Here is a 16,020-nt window from a genome sequence, read left to right on the forward strand (position 1 = left end):
TATACGTCAGCGCCAGAGGCATATTTTATTGAAAATCAAGGGGCTGCAATACCTGTCAGGTAATCGTGCGGGTAGCTCCAGGGCTGCAGGCGTGGGCCCAAGAGTTCGGCAGGCGCAGCGGGCGCAGGCAATGGCGGCGTTCCTTGCACGAAGTGGCGTTCGCGGATGCTCTGGAACAGGGCCAGCCATTCGTCGGCCGAAGTGCTCCAGGGCTGCACCCAGGTCCAGGGGCGGTTGGCCAGGCGCTCGGGGAAGGCGCCGATGTCGGGGGCGATCACCGGTACGCCCGCTTGCAGGCAGGCGCTCAGGGTGTAGCTGTAGGTTTCGGGCCAGAGGGCGGGGAACCAGACCACATCGGGCTGCAGGCGCGCCAGCAGCGCGGGCAGGTCGGCATCGTCGTACGGGCCGTGGATGGTGAGGCTTGCCTGCGGCTGCGTGCGCATGCGGCGGTGCGGATAGCCCAGCAGGTGCAGCTCCACCGGCGCGTTTGCGCGTGCGGCTGCCAGCGCCACGGCTTCCATCACATCGCCGCCCTTGGCGAGGCTGACGCCGCCCAGGATGAAGACGCGCAGATGGCTGTGTGCGGCCAGCGGCTTGCCCTGTGGCACGGGCAGCGCGGCCGGGTCGGCAATGTCGTGGTGGGTGACGTAGCGCACGGGCGCGTCGGGAAAGTACTGCAACATGCGTTCTGCGGCGTCGCGGGTGGGTGCCAGAACATAGCGTGCCTGGTTGAGGAACAGGCGGTGGCGCATGCGCCAGGCGTCGATGTACTCGCCCGTCGGCGCGGGGTGCTCGCCCGAGCATTGCGGACACTGCGCCACGCCCAGCGCGGCATAGCGTGCGTTGTGCGTAGGCATCATCAGGTTGATCTGCGGGCAGATGGCGTAGTAGTCGTGGGCGGTAAAGTCGTAGCGAACGCCCAGCAGCTGCGGCAGGCGCATGATTTCAAGATTGAGCCCCATCAAGTGGTGGAAGTGGACATGGCGCACGCCCAGCTCGCGCAGCAGCGCCACCACTTCCTGCGACTGGGTGGGCCAGTGGAACTCCTCGTCATAGCCCTCGGCGGCATCCAGCCACTGCAGGCGGATGTAGTTGTCTTCGAGCGGCGTCAAGGCCAGCGAGACGGCCTGCTCGCGCAGGCTGTGCGCCAGTTCGTGCACATGGCGCAAGGTGCCGCCACCTGCGTTGTGCAGCACCATCAGAATGCGGGGCAGCGGGTGCTGGCGCAGGCGGGCCTTGTCGATGGCATTGCGCGCAGCCTGGGCGGGGTTGGCTTTGAGGTGCGCCTGCACCTGCGCGTCGTATTCGGGATGCAACTGCAGCAGCGTCTGGTAAGCGGCCTGCTCGCGGGGCGTCTTGCTTTCGCCAAAGCTGACTCCGCCGGTGTGCAGGACGAAGGTGTCCAGCGCCAGCAGGTGGCGCCAGCCCAGATGGTGGGCGCGCATGCAGAAATCGTTCTCTTCGCCGTAGCCCTTGCCGAAGTGCTCGACATCGAACAGACCGGTCTGCGTGAGGCAGTCGCGCCGGATGTACATGCAAAAGCCCACGCCGGTCGGAATATCGACAGTGCGGCCTGCATTGGCCGCAGCACTGAGGTGGTTGAGGCGCACCAGGTCGGCGTCTGCAGGCAGGGCGTTCTTCTCGCAGAAACGGGGGTAGCTGCAGATCGTGGCGTTGTTGGACAGTGGCGTGACGCTGCCGATGGCAGGCTGGCTGTAGGCTGCGGTACGCAGGCGGTCCAGCCACTCATGGGACACCTCGGTGTCGCTGTTGAGCAGTACGACGTCATGGTCGGGGTGCAGCGCCATGCCTCGGTTGACTGTGGCCACGAAGCCGAGATTGCTGTCGTTTTCGAGCAGGGTGACGCGGCTGTCCTGCGCCGCCAGCGCACGCAGCCACTCGCTCAAGGAGGGTTCGGGGCTGGCGTCGTTGATGACGATCAACTGGCAATTGGTTTGCGTGGCTGCCTGCAGCACCGATTGCAGGCAGCGTTGGGTGTCCGCAAGTCCCCGGTAGACGGGAACGATGATGTCCACAGCGCTGGCTGGCTGGCTGGCCTCTGCCGCAACAGGGCGTGCCGCGTCGGGCAGCAGGGCTTCAGGCGCCAATTCCGGTACTGGTTTGGCCACAGTGACTGTCTTGGTCTCGGCTTCGGTCTTGGCTTGCACTGCGTCGCCAGCGACCACCTCATCAGCCTGAACAGCAGGAGCGGCTGCCGCGGGAATGGACACGACGGCTGCCGGAGGCGGCGTTCTGCCGCGCAGCCTTGCCTTGGCGCGGGCGAGTTTCTGGCCAATGCGATAGGCCTCGGAGCCTTCAATATTGTTCAGGTGCGTCTGCAGGTTGCCAATGTGGGTCTGCTGCGCCTGAATGTGCTCCTGCTGCTGCCCGATGCTCGCTTCCAGGTTGTGTCGCTGGTCCTGGATATGGGCCTGCAGCTCGCGCATGTGTTCGTGCGCCCTGCCTTCGGCGTGCTGGGCGCGAATCACCTCCGTATCGGCGTGGCGCAGTCGGGTTTCCAACTGCTGCGCGCTGTCTGCCAGCACGGCGTAGTCGGCAGACATGGGCCAGCCTACGGTCACTTCCAGCACGGCGCCTTCGGTTTGCAGGCATTGGCGCAGCACATCGGCTGGGATCGGCAGGCGCAGGTAAGGGTCGTCGCCAGTCAACAGGGCAAGGGCAGAGCCTGGAGCGCTCGCTGGCGCGGGCTGCCAGACCATTTCGCTGTGCGGGGCCTGGGCGAGGCTCTGGTCGCCAGCGCCAAGCCAACGCCAGCGCAGGTCAGCACTGGCGTCGAACAAGCGGATATCGTGGATGTGCAGAAAACCCGGGCGGTCTGCCGGATCCCAGCGCAGGGTGGGCGTGGGCGCGTCGTACCGGGGCAGCGTGAAGCGAATGCTTTGCTGCAGCTTGCCGATATGGCCCTTTTGAATGAGCTTGCGGTCTTCGCTGTAGCCATCCGCATCGGCCCAGTACAGGTTGGTGGTAAAGCTCGCTTGCGCTGCGTTGTTCTGGTTGCCAATGGCCAGCAGTGCATGCGACTGGGCGGCGGCGGGGTCGCCTGCAGGGCGTACGCTGGCGACAAACTGGTAGGCCAGTGCATCGGGCTGCGAGAGCAGGTAGTGCATGACTGCCGGTGGCAGGCCGTCGGCGGTGGTGCGTGCGAACTCCGATTCATCGAGTGGGCGGTCGATGGTTTCCAGCGACTCCACGCACCATTGCCCGGCATTGAGCAGGCGCAGCAGCGACTGGCGGGTGAAAAACCGCAGGTGCGTGGCATCCAGCAGCCCTTCCTCGCGGTAGCGCAACTCGCCCTGCATGAGTTCCATCACCAGGCCGCAGTACCCGGCATTGGGGATCGAGACCAGAATCTGGCCGTCTTCTGCCAGCAACGCACGGCAATCGGCCAGAATCTGCTCGGGGTGGCGCAGGTGCTCCAGAACGTCCGCGCAGACGATATAGTCGTACTGGCGCAGCAGGAAAGCCTCTGCAAGATTGATTTGTTCCAAATCCGCCACAGCGACATCGCGATAATGGGGCCTGGCCAGCTCAGCCTCTTCTGCGCTGAAGGTCACGCCGTCGACAGTGCAGCCCAGACGCTGGTGCAGGTGCTGGCCCAGCACACCCGGGCCGCAGCCCAGATCGAGCACACGTGAGCCCGGACGTATTTTGCCGGCCAGCACAGACAGCGAGGTTCGCTCCTGCGGGTCGATGTGGCGTGTGTAGACGTGGTGTTCGCGGGTCATGGATAGGAAATGGCTGGAAATTCTGCCGAAGTAGGCCTGCCAGGCAGGTAGGGATGAATGACTGACAAGAAAAATCGAGTGGCAATTCTATTGTCTACATTCAATGGCGAGCAGTTTCTGTCAGCGCAACTGGATTCACTGCTGGTGCAAACCCATGCAGCGTGCGATCTCTGGGTGCGCGACGATGGCTCGTCGGATGCGACGCTTGCCATTGTCCACCGATATGCAGCGGCACACCCCAACATCCGTGTGACTGCGGGCGCCAATCTTGGTTTTGTCGGTAGTTTTCATGAGTTGTTGCAAATTGCAGGCAATGGCTACGATTTTTATTTCTTTTGCGACCAGGACGATGTCTGGCTTCCGGGCAAGGTCGCCAGTGCCGTGGCCTTGCTTGCGCCGCAGACCGGCGCCGCGCTGTACTGCTCACGCACCCAGTACACCGATATGGCGCTGGAGGCGATCGGCCCGTCGCCAGACTATCCGGCTGACAAGATTGGCTGGGGCAACGCCCTGGTGCAGAACATCGCCACAGGCTGCACCGTAGCACTGAATGCCTCTGCACGCCAGTTGGTGCTCTCGTCGCTGCCCCGGTATTGTCTGGCGCATGACTGGTGGGCCTATCTCGTCGTATCTGCCTTTGGCACGGTGGTATTCGATACGCAAAGCCATATTCTTTACCGTCAGCATGGGCGCAATACCATTGGAATGCAGCAGCAGGGCCTGCTGGGCCAGTGGGCGCGCGTGCAGCGCTTTGCGCGCCGCCTGCGCCAGGCCGGACCGGGCTGGCTGGACCAGCTGGCGGAGTTCGATCGCACGCACGGCGCGCGCCTGAAAGACGGGCAGCGTGCCCAATTGCAAATGCTGCTGCAATCGCGCAGGCGCTGGCTGGCCGCCTTTCGTGTGGCGATTCAGGGCTTCTATTGGCGCATGAGCGCCGTGGACACCCTGATTTTGCGGGTGCTGCTGGCGCTGCGCCTGTATTGAGGCCAGTCACGGCCGCGGCCCCTGCGTTGGCAGGGGATAATAGAAGGCCATGCTCCCACCGCCACACCCGTACCCCGCCATTGTCCTGTCCGTCGTCAGCCACGGGCACCGGGACATGGTGCAGCGTCTGCTGGAAGATCTGGCCCGCCTGGGCGACGCTGGCGTGAGCCGCGTCGTGCTGACGCTGAACCAGCCGGAGCCACCGTTGCAGATCCCCGAAGGCGGCTGGCCATTTGTGCTGGAGATTCGGCACAACCCCGCGCCCCTGGGCTTTTCGGCCAACCACAATGCGGCCCTGGCAGATGCCAGCGAGCCCTTTGTCTGCATCGTCAACCCGGATGTGGTGCTGCGCAAGGGCAACCCTTTCCCCGCCCTTGTTGAGGCGGCGCGCCGCCCTGGCGTCGGCCTGGCCTATCCCACGCAGCTGGACGAAACAGGTGCCGTGCAGGACAGCGAGCGCGAGGTACCCACGCCTTGGTCGCTGCTGCTGCGCTACACGTTGCGCCGGCGGGAAACACGGGCGGAATGGGTCAACGGCGCCATGTGGATGCTGCCTGCCGAGGCATGGCGGAGGATTGGCGGGCTGAACCCTGCCTACTTCATGTACTGCGAGGATGTGGACCTCTGCCTGCGCCTGCGCCTGGCCGGCTTTACGCTGGCACGTGCAGACGCCGTGGTGGAGCATGCAGGCCAGAGGGCCAGCCATCGGCGCATGCGCCATGCTTTGTGGCATATTCGCAGCCTGCTGCAGTTGTGGACTTCGGCAGTGTTCTGGCGTTCGCGCCCTTTGTTGCGGCGCCTGCCGGCTGCGGCACTCACGATGACGAAACAATGATTCTCTTGGCAGTGGTGGCTTTTCTGTTCGCGCTGATCGGTGCGGGCTTCATCGTGCGCCGCATGCGCGGGCACGCCAGGCGCTATGGCAAAGACCTGCCCCAGCGCTTTCACATGGGCCACATTCCCCGCCTGGGCGGCCTGGCCATGTTTGTCAGCATGGTGTTGACGGTGGGCGTGGCAGGTGTGCAGAACTGGTGGGGCTACTACAGCAATGCACTGCAGTGGAACACCTGGGTGCTCTACTTTTTCATAGCAATGCTGCCCGCAGTGGCGGGCGGTATTGCTGAGGACATGACCCAGCGCATGACGGTGCGCTACCGCCTGGTGCTGACCCTGGCCACCGGCTTGCTGGCCGTCTACCTGCTGGGAATGACCGTGCCGCGCCTGGGCCTGGGCTGGCTCGATGCCTTGTTGAGCACCGCCCCCTGGCTGGGCATGGCGCTGGCGGTGCTGGCGATAGCGGGTCTGCCCCATGCCTTCAACATCATCGATGGCTACAACGGCTTGGCCGGCATGGTGGCGCTCATCATCTGTGCGGCGCTCACCCATGTGGCGCTGCAGCTGGGCGACCGCGAACTGGCCGCCATTCTGGTGATCACTGCCGCGGCCACACTGGGCTTCATGTTCTGGAACTACCCCATGGGCCAGTTGTTCGCAGGCGACGGCGGCGCCTATGTCTGGGGCATCGTGATCGCGTTCTGCAGCATCACCTTGGTGCAGCGCCACCCCATCGTCTCGCCCTGGTTTCCGATGCTGCTGCTCATCTATCCGGTGTGGGAGACCATGTTCTCCATTTATCGCAAGCTGGCGCGGGGTGATTCGCCGGGCATGGCAGATGCCCTGCACCTGCACCAGTTGATCTATCGCCGCATTGTGCGCAGCGTGCTGGACGAGAATGCTGCCCGTCAGATGCTGCGCCGCAACAATCGCACCGCGCCCTACCTCTGGGCCTTCACCTTGCTGACAGTGGTGCCTGCCGTGCTGTTCTGGCGCAACACCTATGTGCTGATCGCGTTCTGTGCGCTGTTCTGTGTCTCTTATGTGGCCGCGTACCTGGTGATTGTTCGCTTCAAGCTGCCGGGCTGGATTCGCTAATTGACGGCCATGGCGCAGATTGGGGCACAATGCGCGTTTTGAACCTTCCCGTCCTGCTGTAAAGGCCTGCATCCATGACGACCCAACCTCTTTCCATTGCTCCACGCGACAAGGCAGAAATCCTGGCGCAGGCGCTGCCGTACATTCGCAAGTTCCATGGCAAGACCATGGTCATCAAGTACGGCGGCAATGCCATGACGGACCCTGAGCTGCAGGCCGACTTTGCCGAAGACGTGGTGCTGCTCAAGCTCGTGGGCATCAACCCCGTGGTGGTGCACGGTGGCGGTCCGCAGATTGAAAACGCCTTGAAGCGCCTGGGCAAGGAAGGCCGCTTCGTGCAAGGCATGCGCGTGACCGATGCCGAAACCATGGAAGTGGTGGAATGGGTGCTGGCTGGCGAGGTGCAGCAGGACATCGTAGGCCTGATCAACCAGGCAGGCGGCAAGGCGGTGGGCCTGACCGGGCGCGACGGAGGCCTGATCCGCGCGCAGAAACTCAAGCTCAAGGACAACAAGGACCCATCGGTCGAGCACGATGTGGGCCAGGTCGGTGATATCCTCCAGATCGACCCGAGTGTGGTCAAGGCGCTGCAGGATGATGCATTCATTCCGGTGGTCAGCCCCATCGGCTTTGGCGAAAGCAATGAAAGCTACAACATCAACGCCGATGTGGTGGCCAGCAAGCTGGCCACGGTGCTGCAGGCCGAAAAACTGATGCTGCTGACGAACATTCCCGGTGTTCTGGACAAGCAAGGCCAGTTGCTCACCGAATTGACCTCGCGCCAGATCGACGATCTGATCACAGATGGCACGATTTCGGGTGGTATGCTGCCCAAGCTGGCGGGCGCCATCGACGCGGCCAAGAGTGGAGTGAACGCCGTGCACATTGTGGACGGTCGCGTCCCCCACGCCATGCTGCTGGAGATTCTGACCGACACGGCTTACGGCACAATGATTCGTAGTTATTGATACATTTGATTGCGTAATTCATGGGTTTATCCAGTGATAAGCCCGGTTTGAGCCATGATTTTGCAGATTTTCTGCAGTAAGATGTTACAGGCTCCACAGGCTGAAACATCAGTCTCCGAGAGCACAAAAGCATGATTGCTGCCTAGAAAAATAGCCTGGCGATGTTGGGAGACTACGCCGGGCACACGCCTCAAACAACGCATGTCCGATCAAGAATCTTCATTCGCCGCCGACGTCATTGATGCGCCGGTAGACGCTGCTGCACCGGCACCTACCCGTAAACGCCCAAAACCCGGAGAGCGCCGGATCCAGATTCTGCAAACCCTGGCTGCCATGCTGGAGCAGCCGGGCGCTGACCGCATCACCACGGCGGCCCTGGCGGCGCAGATGTCGATCAGCGAAGCGGCGCTCTATCGCCACTTTGCCAGCAAGGCGCAGATGTACGAAGGGTTGATCGATTTCATCGAACAGTCCGTATTCACCCTGGCGGTGCAGATCACAGGCCGTGATGTGCCCGACCCGGCGAAAACCGTAGAGCAGGGCGTAGCCCAGGCGCAGCGCGTGGTGGCCATGGTGCTGCAGTTCGGCGAGCGCAACCCAGGCATGGTGCGGGTGATGATGGGTGATGCCCTCCAATCCGAGCACCCACGCCTGCAGCAGCGCATGCAGCAGTTTTTTGAGCGCATCGAAACCACCTTGCGCCAGTGCCTGCGTACCGTGCCGGGGGCAGATGGCTCGGCCACGCCTACCGTGGATGCGAACGTGCGCGCCAGCGTCCATATGTCTTTCCTGATCGGCCGCCTGCAGCGCTTTGCGCGGTCGGATTTCCGCAAGCTGCCCACCGAGCAGCTCGATGCCTGCCTGGGACTGATGGCACATTGACCGGGCCCGTTCAACGGGTTGCTTCAAAAAACATAGCTGCCAGCGCTTGATGAAAAAGCGCTGGCAGCTTTTTTTATTGCGTCTCCGGCATGAGGGGCTGGTGAGCTGCAGCCTTGTCTGGGAGTCTGGCCTGTGGTTTACCCTTGCTTTGCACAACAGGCATTGGCAAGGGGCGGGGATTGTGCAAAAATCAAAAAATAGAACGACCGTGCTATTTTTGATGTATGTCCAGAATCACCACTGAAAACAACGAAACCACGAAGCTGGCCAAAGGTGCCCAAACCCGTGCCGCCATTCTGGATGCGGCGCTCGCGCTGTCTGCACAGGAAGGGCTTGATGGCCTGTCGCTGGGGATGTTGGCCCTGGCCATGGGCATGAGCAAATCGGGCGTCTTTGCCCATTTTGGCTCACTGGAAGAGCTGCAGTGCTCGGTCGTGCGTGAATACCACACCCGTTTCGAGCGCGAGATCTTCGGCCCCGCCCTGGCGGCACCGCGCGGCCTGCCCCGCCTGCTGCACATGGTGGCGGGCTGGATGGGCAGCACCGCCCAGCAGGGCGAAGCCAGCCGCCTCTATGGCAGCTTGTATATCAGTGGCGCGGTGGAGTTCGACGATCGCCCGGGCGATGTGCGCGATGCGCTCGCCGAATCGGTCAGCATCTGGATGGATGCCATGCGCCGCGCAATCGCCCAGTCTCAGCAGGAGGGCCAGTTGCAGTCCGAGGTCGAGCCTGACCAGGTGCTGTTCGAGCTGCACGGCATCATCCTCTCGCTGCACTACGAAACCCGTTTTCTGCACGGCCCGCAGGCCTTGCTGCATGCCACGCGTGCATTGCGCAGCGTGCTCCATCGCTATGCGGTGGACAGCGGGCGCGATGCACCGCTGATCGACGCCGCACTGGCGCCCCTGCTATCCGTTTCCCCTCCGATCCCTCCGGTACCGCACGCATCCTCTGCCGTAGCGGCTTCCGAATCTGCGTTGATTTCGTAAAACCCCAAAGGATATTCCATGCCTCAGTACACCCCACCACTGCGCGACATGCAGTTCCTCATGCAAGAAGTGCTGGGTCTGCCCGCCCGTTTTGCCCAGTTGCCCGCCTATGCCGATGTCGATACCGGCACCATGGATGCCATCCTGGAAGAGGCTGGCAAGTTCGCAGCCGAAGTCATACAGCCGCTCAATCTGTCCGGCGACGTTGAAGGTTGCACCCGCAACCCGGCGGATTCGAGCGTGGCCACGCCCAAGGGGTTCAGGGAGGCCTACGCCAAGTATGTGGAAGGCGGCTGGGCGGCCCTGTCGTGCGACACTGCCTACGGCGGCCAGGGCCTGCCCTTTGTGCTGAACCAGTGCCTGTATGAAATGCTCAACAGCGCCAATCAGGCCTGGGCCATGTACCCTGGCCTGTCGCACGGCGCCTATGAGGCGCTCCATGTCTATGGCTCGGACGAGCAGAAGAAGCTTTACCTGCCCAAGCTCACCAGCGGCGAGTGGACCGGCACCATGTGCCTGACCGAGCCCCACTGCGGCACCGACCTGGGCCTGCTGCGCACCAAGGCCGAGCCCCAGGCCGACGGCACCTACAAGATCACCGGCAACAAGATTTTCATCAGCGCCGGTGAGCACGACATGACGGACAACATCGTGCACCTGGTGCTGGCCCGCCTGCCCGATGCGCCCAAGGGCAGCAAGGGCATCAGCCTGTTCCTGGTGCCCAAGTTCCTCGTCAATGCCGATGGCTCGCTTGGTGGGCGCAACCCCATCAGCTGCTCCGGCCTGGAGCACAAGATGGGCATCCACGGCAACGCCACCGCGCAGATCGCCATCGATGGCGCCATGGGCACCCTGGTGGGCCAGCCCAACAAGGGCCTGCAAGCCATGTTCGTGATGATGAACGCGGCCCGCCTAGGCGTGGCCAACCAGTCGCTGGGTCTGATGACCGTGGCCTACCAGAATGCGCTGGCCTATGCCAAGGATCGCGTGCAGATGCGCAGCCTCTCGGGCACCAAGGCCAAGGACCTGCCCGCCGATCCAATCATCGTGCACCCTGATGTGCGCCGCATGCTGCTGACCGCCAAGGCCTACAGCGAAGGCGGCCGCGCCATGATGGTGGCCACCTCGGCCCTGGTCGATGAAGAGCTGAACCACCCCGACGAAGCCGTGCGCAAGGCCAATGCCGCGCAGGTGGCCCTGCTCACGCCCATTCTCAAGGCCTTCCTGACGGACAAGGGCTTCGATGTGACCGTACAGTGCCAGCAGGTGTTCGGCGGCCACGGCTACATCCACGAAACCGGCATGGAGCAGTTCGTGCGCGATGCGCGCATCAACATGATCTACGAAGGCACCAACGGCATCCAGGCACTTGACCTGCTGGGCCGCAAGGTGCTGGGCGACCAGGGCGCGGCGCTCAAGGCGTTGGGCAAACTGGTGCAGGGCCTGGTCGAGGAAGAAGGCGTGAACGAGCGCATGGCCGATTTCATCAACCCGCTGGCGCAACTGGCCGGCCAGATGACGGGCATCACCACCGAGCTGGGCCTCAAGGCACTGCAGAACCCCGACGAAGTGGGCGCAGCCTCGGTCGACTACCTCTGCGTCATGGGCCATCTGGTGATGGGCTACTGGTGGGTGCGCATGGCGCAGACGGCGCTGCGCGCACTGGCAGAAGGCGACGCGGCTGACAAGACCTTCTACGAAGGCAAGCTGCAGACGGCGCGCTTTTACTTTGCGCGCCTCTTCCCCGAGGCAGGCCTGCGCGTGCGCACCATGCGTACCGGCAGCAAGCTTTTGATGAACACCGACGCTGCGCTGGCTTAACACCCGCAATGCTGCCGAAAAGACCTAAGGAGACCGTGATGCAAACCTTGCTGAAACCTTTGCTGATGGTGGCTGGCAGCTTGGCGGTGGCACTGCCAGCGCTCGCTGCCGAAATTTCGCCGGTGGGCCTGTGGCGCACCTTCGACGAGAAAAGCGGCGAGCCCAAATCCGAGGTGCGCATCAGCGACAGCGGCGGCGTGCTCAGCGGCAAGGTGGAAAAGCTGCTGCGCAAGGGCGCCGACCCCAAGGCGGTCTGCGACCGTTGCACCGACGACCGCAAGGGCCAGCCGCTGGTGGGGCTAGAGATCATTCGCGGTGCCAAGAAGGCAGAAGGCAAGGCCGTGTGGGAAGACGGCAGGATTCTTGACCCGGAAAACGGCAGCACCTACAGCTTGAAGCTCACGCCTGCCGACAACGGCAGCAAGCTCGATGTGCGCGGATCAATCGGCCCGTTCGGCCGCACGCAAACCTGGTCGCGCGTCGAATAGGTTTTGAATGAAATTGGCTTTTAGCGGTTAACCAGAAAGCGCTGATAGCTATCAAAAATGGAGTATCCATGTCTCGATTTGTGGTGAAGAAAGTGGCGGTGCTCGGCGCCGGGGTGATGGGGGCGCAGATTGCGGCCCACCTCGTCAATGTGCGCGTGCCGGTGGTGTTGTTTGACCTTCCGGCAAAGGAAGGCCCCAAGAGTGCGATTGCCCAGAAGGCGATTGCCAACCTGAAAAAGCTCAAGCCTTCGCCGCTGGGCGTATCGGCAGAAGCGGATCTCATAGCGGCAGCCAACTACGAAGAGCACTTGGAGCTGCTCAAGGACTGCGACCTGGTGATCGAGGCGATTGCCGAGCGCATGGACTGGAAGCGCGACCTGTACCACAAGATCGCGCCGTTCGTCGCACCCCATGCGATCCTGGCATCCAACACCTCGGGCCTGTCGATCACGGCACTCTCGGAAGCCCTGCCCGAGCAATTGCGCCACCGCTTCTGCGGCATCCATTTCTTCAATCCGCCGCGCTACATGCAACTGGTGGAACTGATCCCCACTGCCGCGACCGAGCCGCAGGTGCTCGATCAGCTGGAAACCTTTGCCACCACCCAGCTGGGCAAGGGCGTGGTCCGCGCCAAGGACACGCCCAACTTCGTGGCCAACCGCGTGGGTGTGGCGGGCATGTTGTCCACCATTGCCGAGGCCGATCGCTTTGGCCTGACCTATGACGTGGTGGACGACCTGACCGGCAAGAAGCTTGGCCGTGCCAGCTCGGGCACCTTCCGCACCGCCGATGTGGTGGGCCTGGATACCCTGGCCCACGTCATCGGCACGATGCAAACCCAGCTGAGCGCGCAGACCGATTCGTTCTACGCCAGCTACGCGACCCCTGCCGTCATTACCAAATTGATAGCGGATGGCGCGCTGGGGCAAAAGACCAAGGCAGGCTTTTACCGCAAGACCAAGTTGGGCATCGAGCGCTTCGATCCCGAGCACCAGGCCTATGTGCCTTCGGGCGAGAAGTGCAACGACGTCTACGCCCGCATGCTGAAAAAGCCAGCGGGCGAGCGCCTGCAACTGCTGCGGGGCAGCGAGGGCGCGCAGGGCCAGTTCCTGTGGGCCATTCTGCGCAACAGCTTTCACTACGCTGCCGTGCACCTGAAGGACATTGCAGACAATGCACGCGATGTGGATCTGGCCATGCGCTGGGGCTTCGGCATGCAGCAGGGCCCGTTCGAGCTGTGGCAGGAAGCGGGCTGGCTGCAGGTCGCCAAGATGGTGCAGGAAGACATCGACGCTGGCAAGGCGCTCAGCACCGAGCCCCTGCCGCAATGGGTGTTCGAAGGCCCGGTGGCCGATGCCGGTGGCGTGCACACGCCCCAGGGATCGTGGAGCGCTGCCGAAAACCGCTTCGTGCCACGCCGCGATCTGCCGGTGTATGCGCGCCAGCTGTTCCCCGAGCGCGTGCTGGGCGAGGCGGGCGACGCCGCGCAGGATTGGCGCACGGCAGGCCGAACCTTGACTGAGAGCAAGGCTTCGCGCACCTGGACGCTGGATGACCAGGTGCTGGTCTTCAGCATCAAGACCAAGATGCACGCCATCAGCCCCGATGTGATGGAAGACCTGCAGGCCGCGCTGGCGCTTGCCGAGAAGGACTTTGACGCCCTGGTCGTCTGGTCGGGCGACGCACCGTTCAGTGTGGGTGCCGATCTGCAGGCCATGATGCCCGGCTTTGCACTGCAAGGCCCCATGGCCATCGACCAGATCGAGCAGGTGATGCAGCAGCTCTTCCTGGCCGTGCGCTACGCGCAGATACCGGTGGTGGGGGCCGTGCACGGCATGGCGCTGGGCGGCGGCTGCGAGCTGCTGCTGCACTGCGCACGCCGCGTGGCGCACATGGAAAGCTACATCGGCCTGGTGGAAATGGGCGTGGGCCTGGTGCCGGGTGCTGGCGGTCTCACCAACGTGGCCTACCAGGCCGCGCGCCATGCCCAGTATTCGACCGGCAACGACCTGCTGCCCTTCCTGGCCAACGGTTTTACGGCTGCCGCCAAGGCCACGGTCGGCACCAGCGCGCTGGAATCGCAGACCCTGGGCTACCTGCAGGCAGACGATGTGATCGTGCCGCACCGTGACGAGCTGCTGTTTGTGGCGCTGACCCAGGCCAAGGCCATGGCGCAGTCGGGCTGGCGCCCGCCGCAGCGCAAGCCTTTCCCGGTGGCGGGCCGCAGCGGTGCTGCCACCCTGCGCAGCACTCTGGTCAACATGCGCGAGGGCGGTTTCATCACCGAACACGACATGCTGATCGCCAGCCATATGGCCAATGTGGTGTGCGGCGGCGATGTGGACGCAGGCACGCTGGTGAACGAGGAATACCTGATGGCACTGGAGCGCAAGGCCTTCACCGACCTGATCGTGAAGGAAAAGACCCAGGAGCGCATTCTGGGCATGTTGAGCACCGGCAAACCGGTTCGTAACTGAGGCAGCTCGTGGAAAAGCACACCTTCGCCGCCAACCCCCTCTCCCGCGTGCGGGAGAGGGCTGGGGTGAGGGTGCAGCGCGCACGCGCATTGCGGCAATCGGCCACGGATGCGGAGCAGGTGCTTTGGCGCCATTTGCGCAACCGGCAACTGGCGGACGCCAAGTTCCGCAGGCAGCATCCGCTGGGGCCGTATGTGCTGGATTTTGTCTGTCTGGAGCATGGCCTGGTGGTTGAGCTCGATGGCGGCCAGCATGCCAAGGCCCCACAGCAACTGCGTGATCAGCAGCGAACCGCCTGGTTGCAGCAGGAAGGCTTGCGCGTGCTGCGATTCTGGAACCACGACGTATTGCAACAAACCAACGAGGTGCTTGCACAGGTGCTGCAGGCCCTCACCCCCGGCCCTCTCCCGCACGCGGAAGAGGGAGGAAACCCCGAGGACAAGTCATCATGAGCAAACAAGTACAAGACGCCTACATTGTTGCTGCCACGCGCACGCCAATTGGCAAGTCGCACAAAGGCTATCTGCGCAACATGCGCCCCGACGATCTGCTGGCCACCACGATGAAAGCCGTGCTGGCGCAGGCGCCCGGGCTCGATCCGCAGGCCATTGAAGATGTGGTGTGCGGCTGCGCCATCCCCGAGGCGCAGCAAGGGCTGAATGTGGCCCGCATCAGCGCGGTGCTGGCGGGCCTGCCGGTAGGCGTGGGTGGCGTTACCGTCAACCGCTTCTGCGCATCGGGCCTCACAGCGCTTCAGATGGCGGCAGACCGCATCCGTGTGGGCGAGGCCGACGTGATGATCGCCGCCGGTGTCGAGAGCATGAGCATGGTGCCCATGATGGGCAATTCGCCATCGCTGTCGCCCTCGATCTTTGAGCGCGAAGGCGACGTGGGCATTGCCTACGGCATGGGTCTCACGGCAGAGAAGGTGGCGCAACGCTGGAAGGTGAGCCGTGACGCCCAGGATGCGTTTGCGCTGCAATCGCACCAGCGTGCGCTGGCTGCGCAGCAGGCGGGCGATTTCACCGCAGAAATCACGCCCATCACCGTGACCGACCGGGGCGTGGACATCGCCAGGGGCGAAGCGGTGAGCAACTCGCGCACGGTCAGCCTGGACGAAGGGCCGCGCACTGATACCTCCATTGAAGGCCTGGCCAAGCTCCGCACCGTGTTTGCGGCCCGTGGCTCGGTCACCGCCGGCAACAGCTCGCAGACCAGCGATGGCGCAGGTGCGCTGCTGGTGGTGAGCGAGGCGGCTCTCAAGCGCTTCAACCTCACGCCGCTGGCGCGCTTTGTCAGCTACGCCAGCAAGGGCGTGCCGCCCGAGATCATGGGCATCGGCCCGATCGAGGCAATTCCTGTTGCGCTGCGCAACGCAGGCCTGTCGCTGCAGGACATGGACTGGATCGAGCTGAACGAGGCTTTTGCTGCGCAGTCGCTCGCCGTCATGGAGCAACTGGGCATGGACCCGGCCAAGGTCAACCCCATGGGCGGCGCGATTGCGCTGGGCCACCCGTTGGGCGCGACCGGTGCCATCCGCGCGGCCACGGTGGTGCATGCACTGCAGCGCAACAAACTCAAGTACGGCATGGTGACCATGTGCGTGGGGATGGGGCAGGGAGCCGCCGGCATCCTGGAACGCGTGTAATCCCAAGTTCATATATTGGAACAAAGGCGCGAACAGGTTTCTGTGCAGGCGTGCTGTCCCGCAGACGGCACGCCTGGCGGGGTGG

12 protein-coding genes are annotated in these 16,020 nt (G+C 63.6%); 11 read left to right on the top strand and 1 reads right to left on the bottom strand.

All coding sequences use genetic code 11. From position 1 onward, the window contains the following. Positions 1–35 precede the first annotated feature (35 nt). The gene (locus ABIE32_RS04020; protein WP_429014159.1) at positions 36–3,746 is read right to left on the bottom strand and encodes a methyltransferase domain-containing protein; all 3,711 of its coding nucleotides are present in this window, start codon (positions 3,744–3,746) and stop codon (positions 36–38) included. A gap of 90 nt (positions 3,747–3,836) precedes the next feature. On the opposite strand from ABIE32_RS04020, the gene ABIE32_RS04025 reads away from it, so the two are divergent. The 11 genes from ABIE32_RS04025 (at position 3,837) to ABIE32_RS04075 (ending at position 15,935) form a co-directional block, all read left to right on the top strand. Continuing rightward, positions 3,837–4,730, top strand: coding sequence for a glycosyltransferase family 2 protein (locus ABIE32_RS04025; RefSeq protein WP_429014161.1), 894 nt, complete (start codon positions 3,837–3,839; stop codon positions 4,728–4,730). A gap of 49 nt (positions 4,731–4,779) precedes the next feature. After that, entirely contained in the window at positions 4,780–5,565 is a 786-nt protein-coding gene (locus ABIE32_RS04030; RefSeq protein ID WP_429014163.1) for a glycosyltransferase, read from the top strand. After that, positions 5,562–6,662 (top strand): glycosyltransferase family 4 protein, encoded by a 1,101-nt coding sequence (locus ABIE32_RS04035; protein ID WP_224153028.1) that lies wholly within the window; start codon positions 5,562–5,564, stop codon positions 6,660–6,662. The genes ABIE32_RS04030 and ABIE32_RS04035 overlap by 4 nt, the downstream gene beginning before the upstream one ends. Positions 6,663–6,736: 74 nt before the next feature. Next, positions 6,737–7,630 carry an acetylglutamate kinase gene (gene argB, locus ABIE32_RS04040; RefSeq protein WP_429014166.1) on the top strand — a complete coding sequence of 298 codons (894 nt, stop codon included), beginning with the start codon at positions 6,737–6,739 and terminating at the stop codon, positions 7,628–7,630. A 201-nt stretch (positions 7,631–7,831) separates the two neighbouring features. Further along, the gene (slmA, locus tag ABIE32_RS04045; RefSeq protein WP_224153030.1) at positions 7,832–8,512 is read left to right on the top strand and encodes a nucleoid occlusion factor SlmA; all 681 of its coding nucleotides are present in this window, start codon (positions 7,832–7,834) and stop codon (positions 8,510–8,512) included. Positions 8,513–8,736: 224 nt separating this feature from the next. Then, positions 8,737–9,501 (top strand): TetR/AcrR family transcriptional regulator, encoded by a 765-nt coding sequence (locus ABIE32_RS04050; RefSeq protein ID WP_429014169.1) that lies wholly within the window; start codon positions 8,737–8,739, stop codon positions 9,499–9,501. Between the two features lie 18 nt (positions 9,502–9,519). Further along, positions 9,520–11,322 (top strand): acyl-CoA dehydrogenase C-terminal domain-containing protein, encoded by a 1,803-nt coding sequence (locus ABIE32_RS04055; RefSeq protein ID WP_429014172.1) that lies wholly within the window; start codon positions 9,520–9,522, stop codon positions 11,320–11,322. Between the two features lie 38 nt (positions 11,323–11,360). Then, positions 11,361–11,810, top strand: coding sequence for a DUF2147 domain-containing protein (locus ABIE32_RS04060; RefSeq protein WP_429014174.1), 450 nt, complete (start codon positions 11,361–11,363; stop codon positions 11,808–11,810). Positions 11,811–11,878: 68 nt separating this feature from the next. After that, positions 11,879–14,287: a 3-hydroxyacyl-CoA dehydrogenase/enoyl-CoA hydratase family protein gene (locus tag ABIE32_RS04065; RefSeq protein ID WP_429014177.1), complete on the top strand. Its 2,409-nt coding sequence runs from the start codon at positions 11,879–11,881 to the stop codon at positions 14,285–14,287. A gap of 8 nt (positions 14,288–14,295) precedes the next feature. Next, positions 14,296–14,739 carry an endonuclease domain-containing protein gene (locus ABIE32_RS04070; protein ID WP_429014180.1) on the top strand — a complete coding sequence of 148 codons (444 nt, stop codon included), beginning with the start codon at positions 14,296–14,298 and terminating at the stop codon, positions 14,737–14,739. Continuing rightward, positions 14,736–15,935, top strand: a complete 1,200-nt coding sequence (locus ABIE32_RS04075; protein ID WP_429014183.1) for an acetyl-CoA C-acyltransferase — start codon at positions 14,736–14,738, stop codon at positions 15,933–15,935. Before ABIE32_RS04070 ends, ABIE32_RS04075 begins: the two co-directional genes overlap by 4 nt. Positions 15,936–16,020 lie beyond the last annotated feature (85 nt).

The sequence above is a fragment of the Comamonas sp. 4034 genome (assembly GCF_050434545.1).
Classification (GTDB): domain Bacteria; phylum Pseudomonadota; class Gammaproteobacteria; order Burkholderiales; family Burkholderiaceae_C; genus Comamonas; species Comamonas odontotermitis.

What these genes read in the sequence shown, in the direction of transcription:
- ABIE32_RS04075 (WP_429014183.1), top strand. Translation starts at nt 14,736, where the DNA reads ATGAGCAAACAAGTACAAGACGCCTACATTGTTGCTGCCACGCGCACG.
- ABIE32_RS04065 (WP_429014177.1), top strand. Translation starts at nt 11,879, where the DNA reads ATGTCTCGATTTGTGGTGAAGAAAGTGGCGGTGCTCGGCGCCGGGGTG.
- ABIE32_RS04020 (WP_429014159.1), bottom strand. Translation starts at nt 3,746, where the DNA reads ATGACCCGCGAACACCACGTCTACACACGCCACATCGACCCGCAGGAG.
- ABIE32_RS04055 (WP_429014172.1), top strand. Translation starts at nt 9,520, where the DNA reads ATGCCTCAGTACACCCCACCACTGCGCGACATGCAGTTCCTCATGCAA.
- argB (WP_429014166.1), top strand. Translation starts at nt 6,737, where the DNA reads ATGACGACCCAACCTCTTTCCATTGCTCCACGCGACAAGGCAGAAATC.
- ABIE32_RS04050 (WP_429014169.1), top strand. Translation starts at nt 8,737, where the DNA reads ATGTCCAGAATCACCACTGAAAACAACGAAACCACGAAGCTGGCCAAA.
- ABIE32_RS04030 (WP_429014163.1), top strand. Translation starts at nt 4,780, where the DNA reads ATGCTCCCACCGCCACACCCGTACCCCGCCATTGTCCTGTCCGTCGTC.
- ABIE32_RS04035 (WP_224153028.1), top strand. Translation starts at nt 5,562, where the DNA reads ATGATTCTCTTGGCAGTGGTGGCTTTTCTGTTCGCGCTGATCGGTGCG.
- slmA (WP_224153030.1), top strand. Translation starts at nt 7,832, where the DNA reads ATGTCCGATCAAGAATCTTCATTCGCCGCCGACGTCATTGATGCGCCG.
- ABIE32_RS04060 (WP_429014174.1), top strand. Translation starts at nt 11,361, where the DNA reads ATGCAAACCTTGCTGAAACCTTTGCTGATGGTGGCTGGCAGCTTGGCG.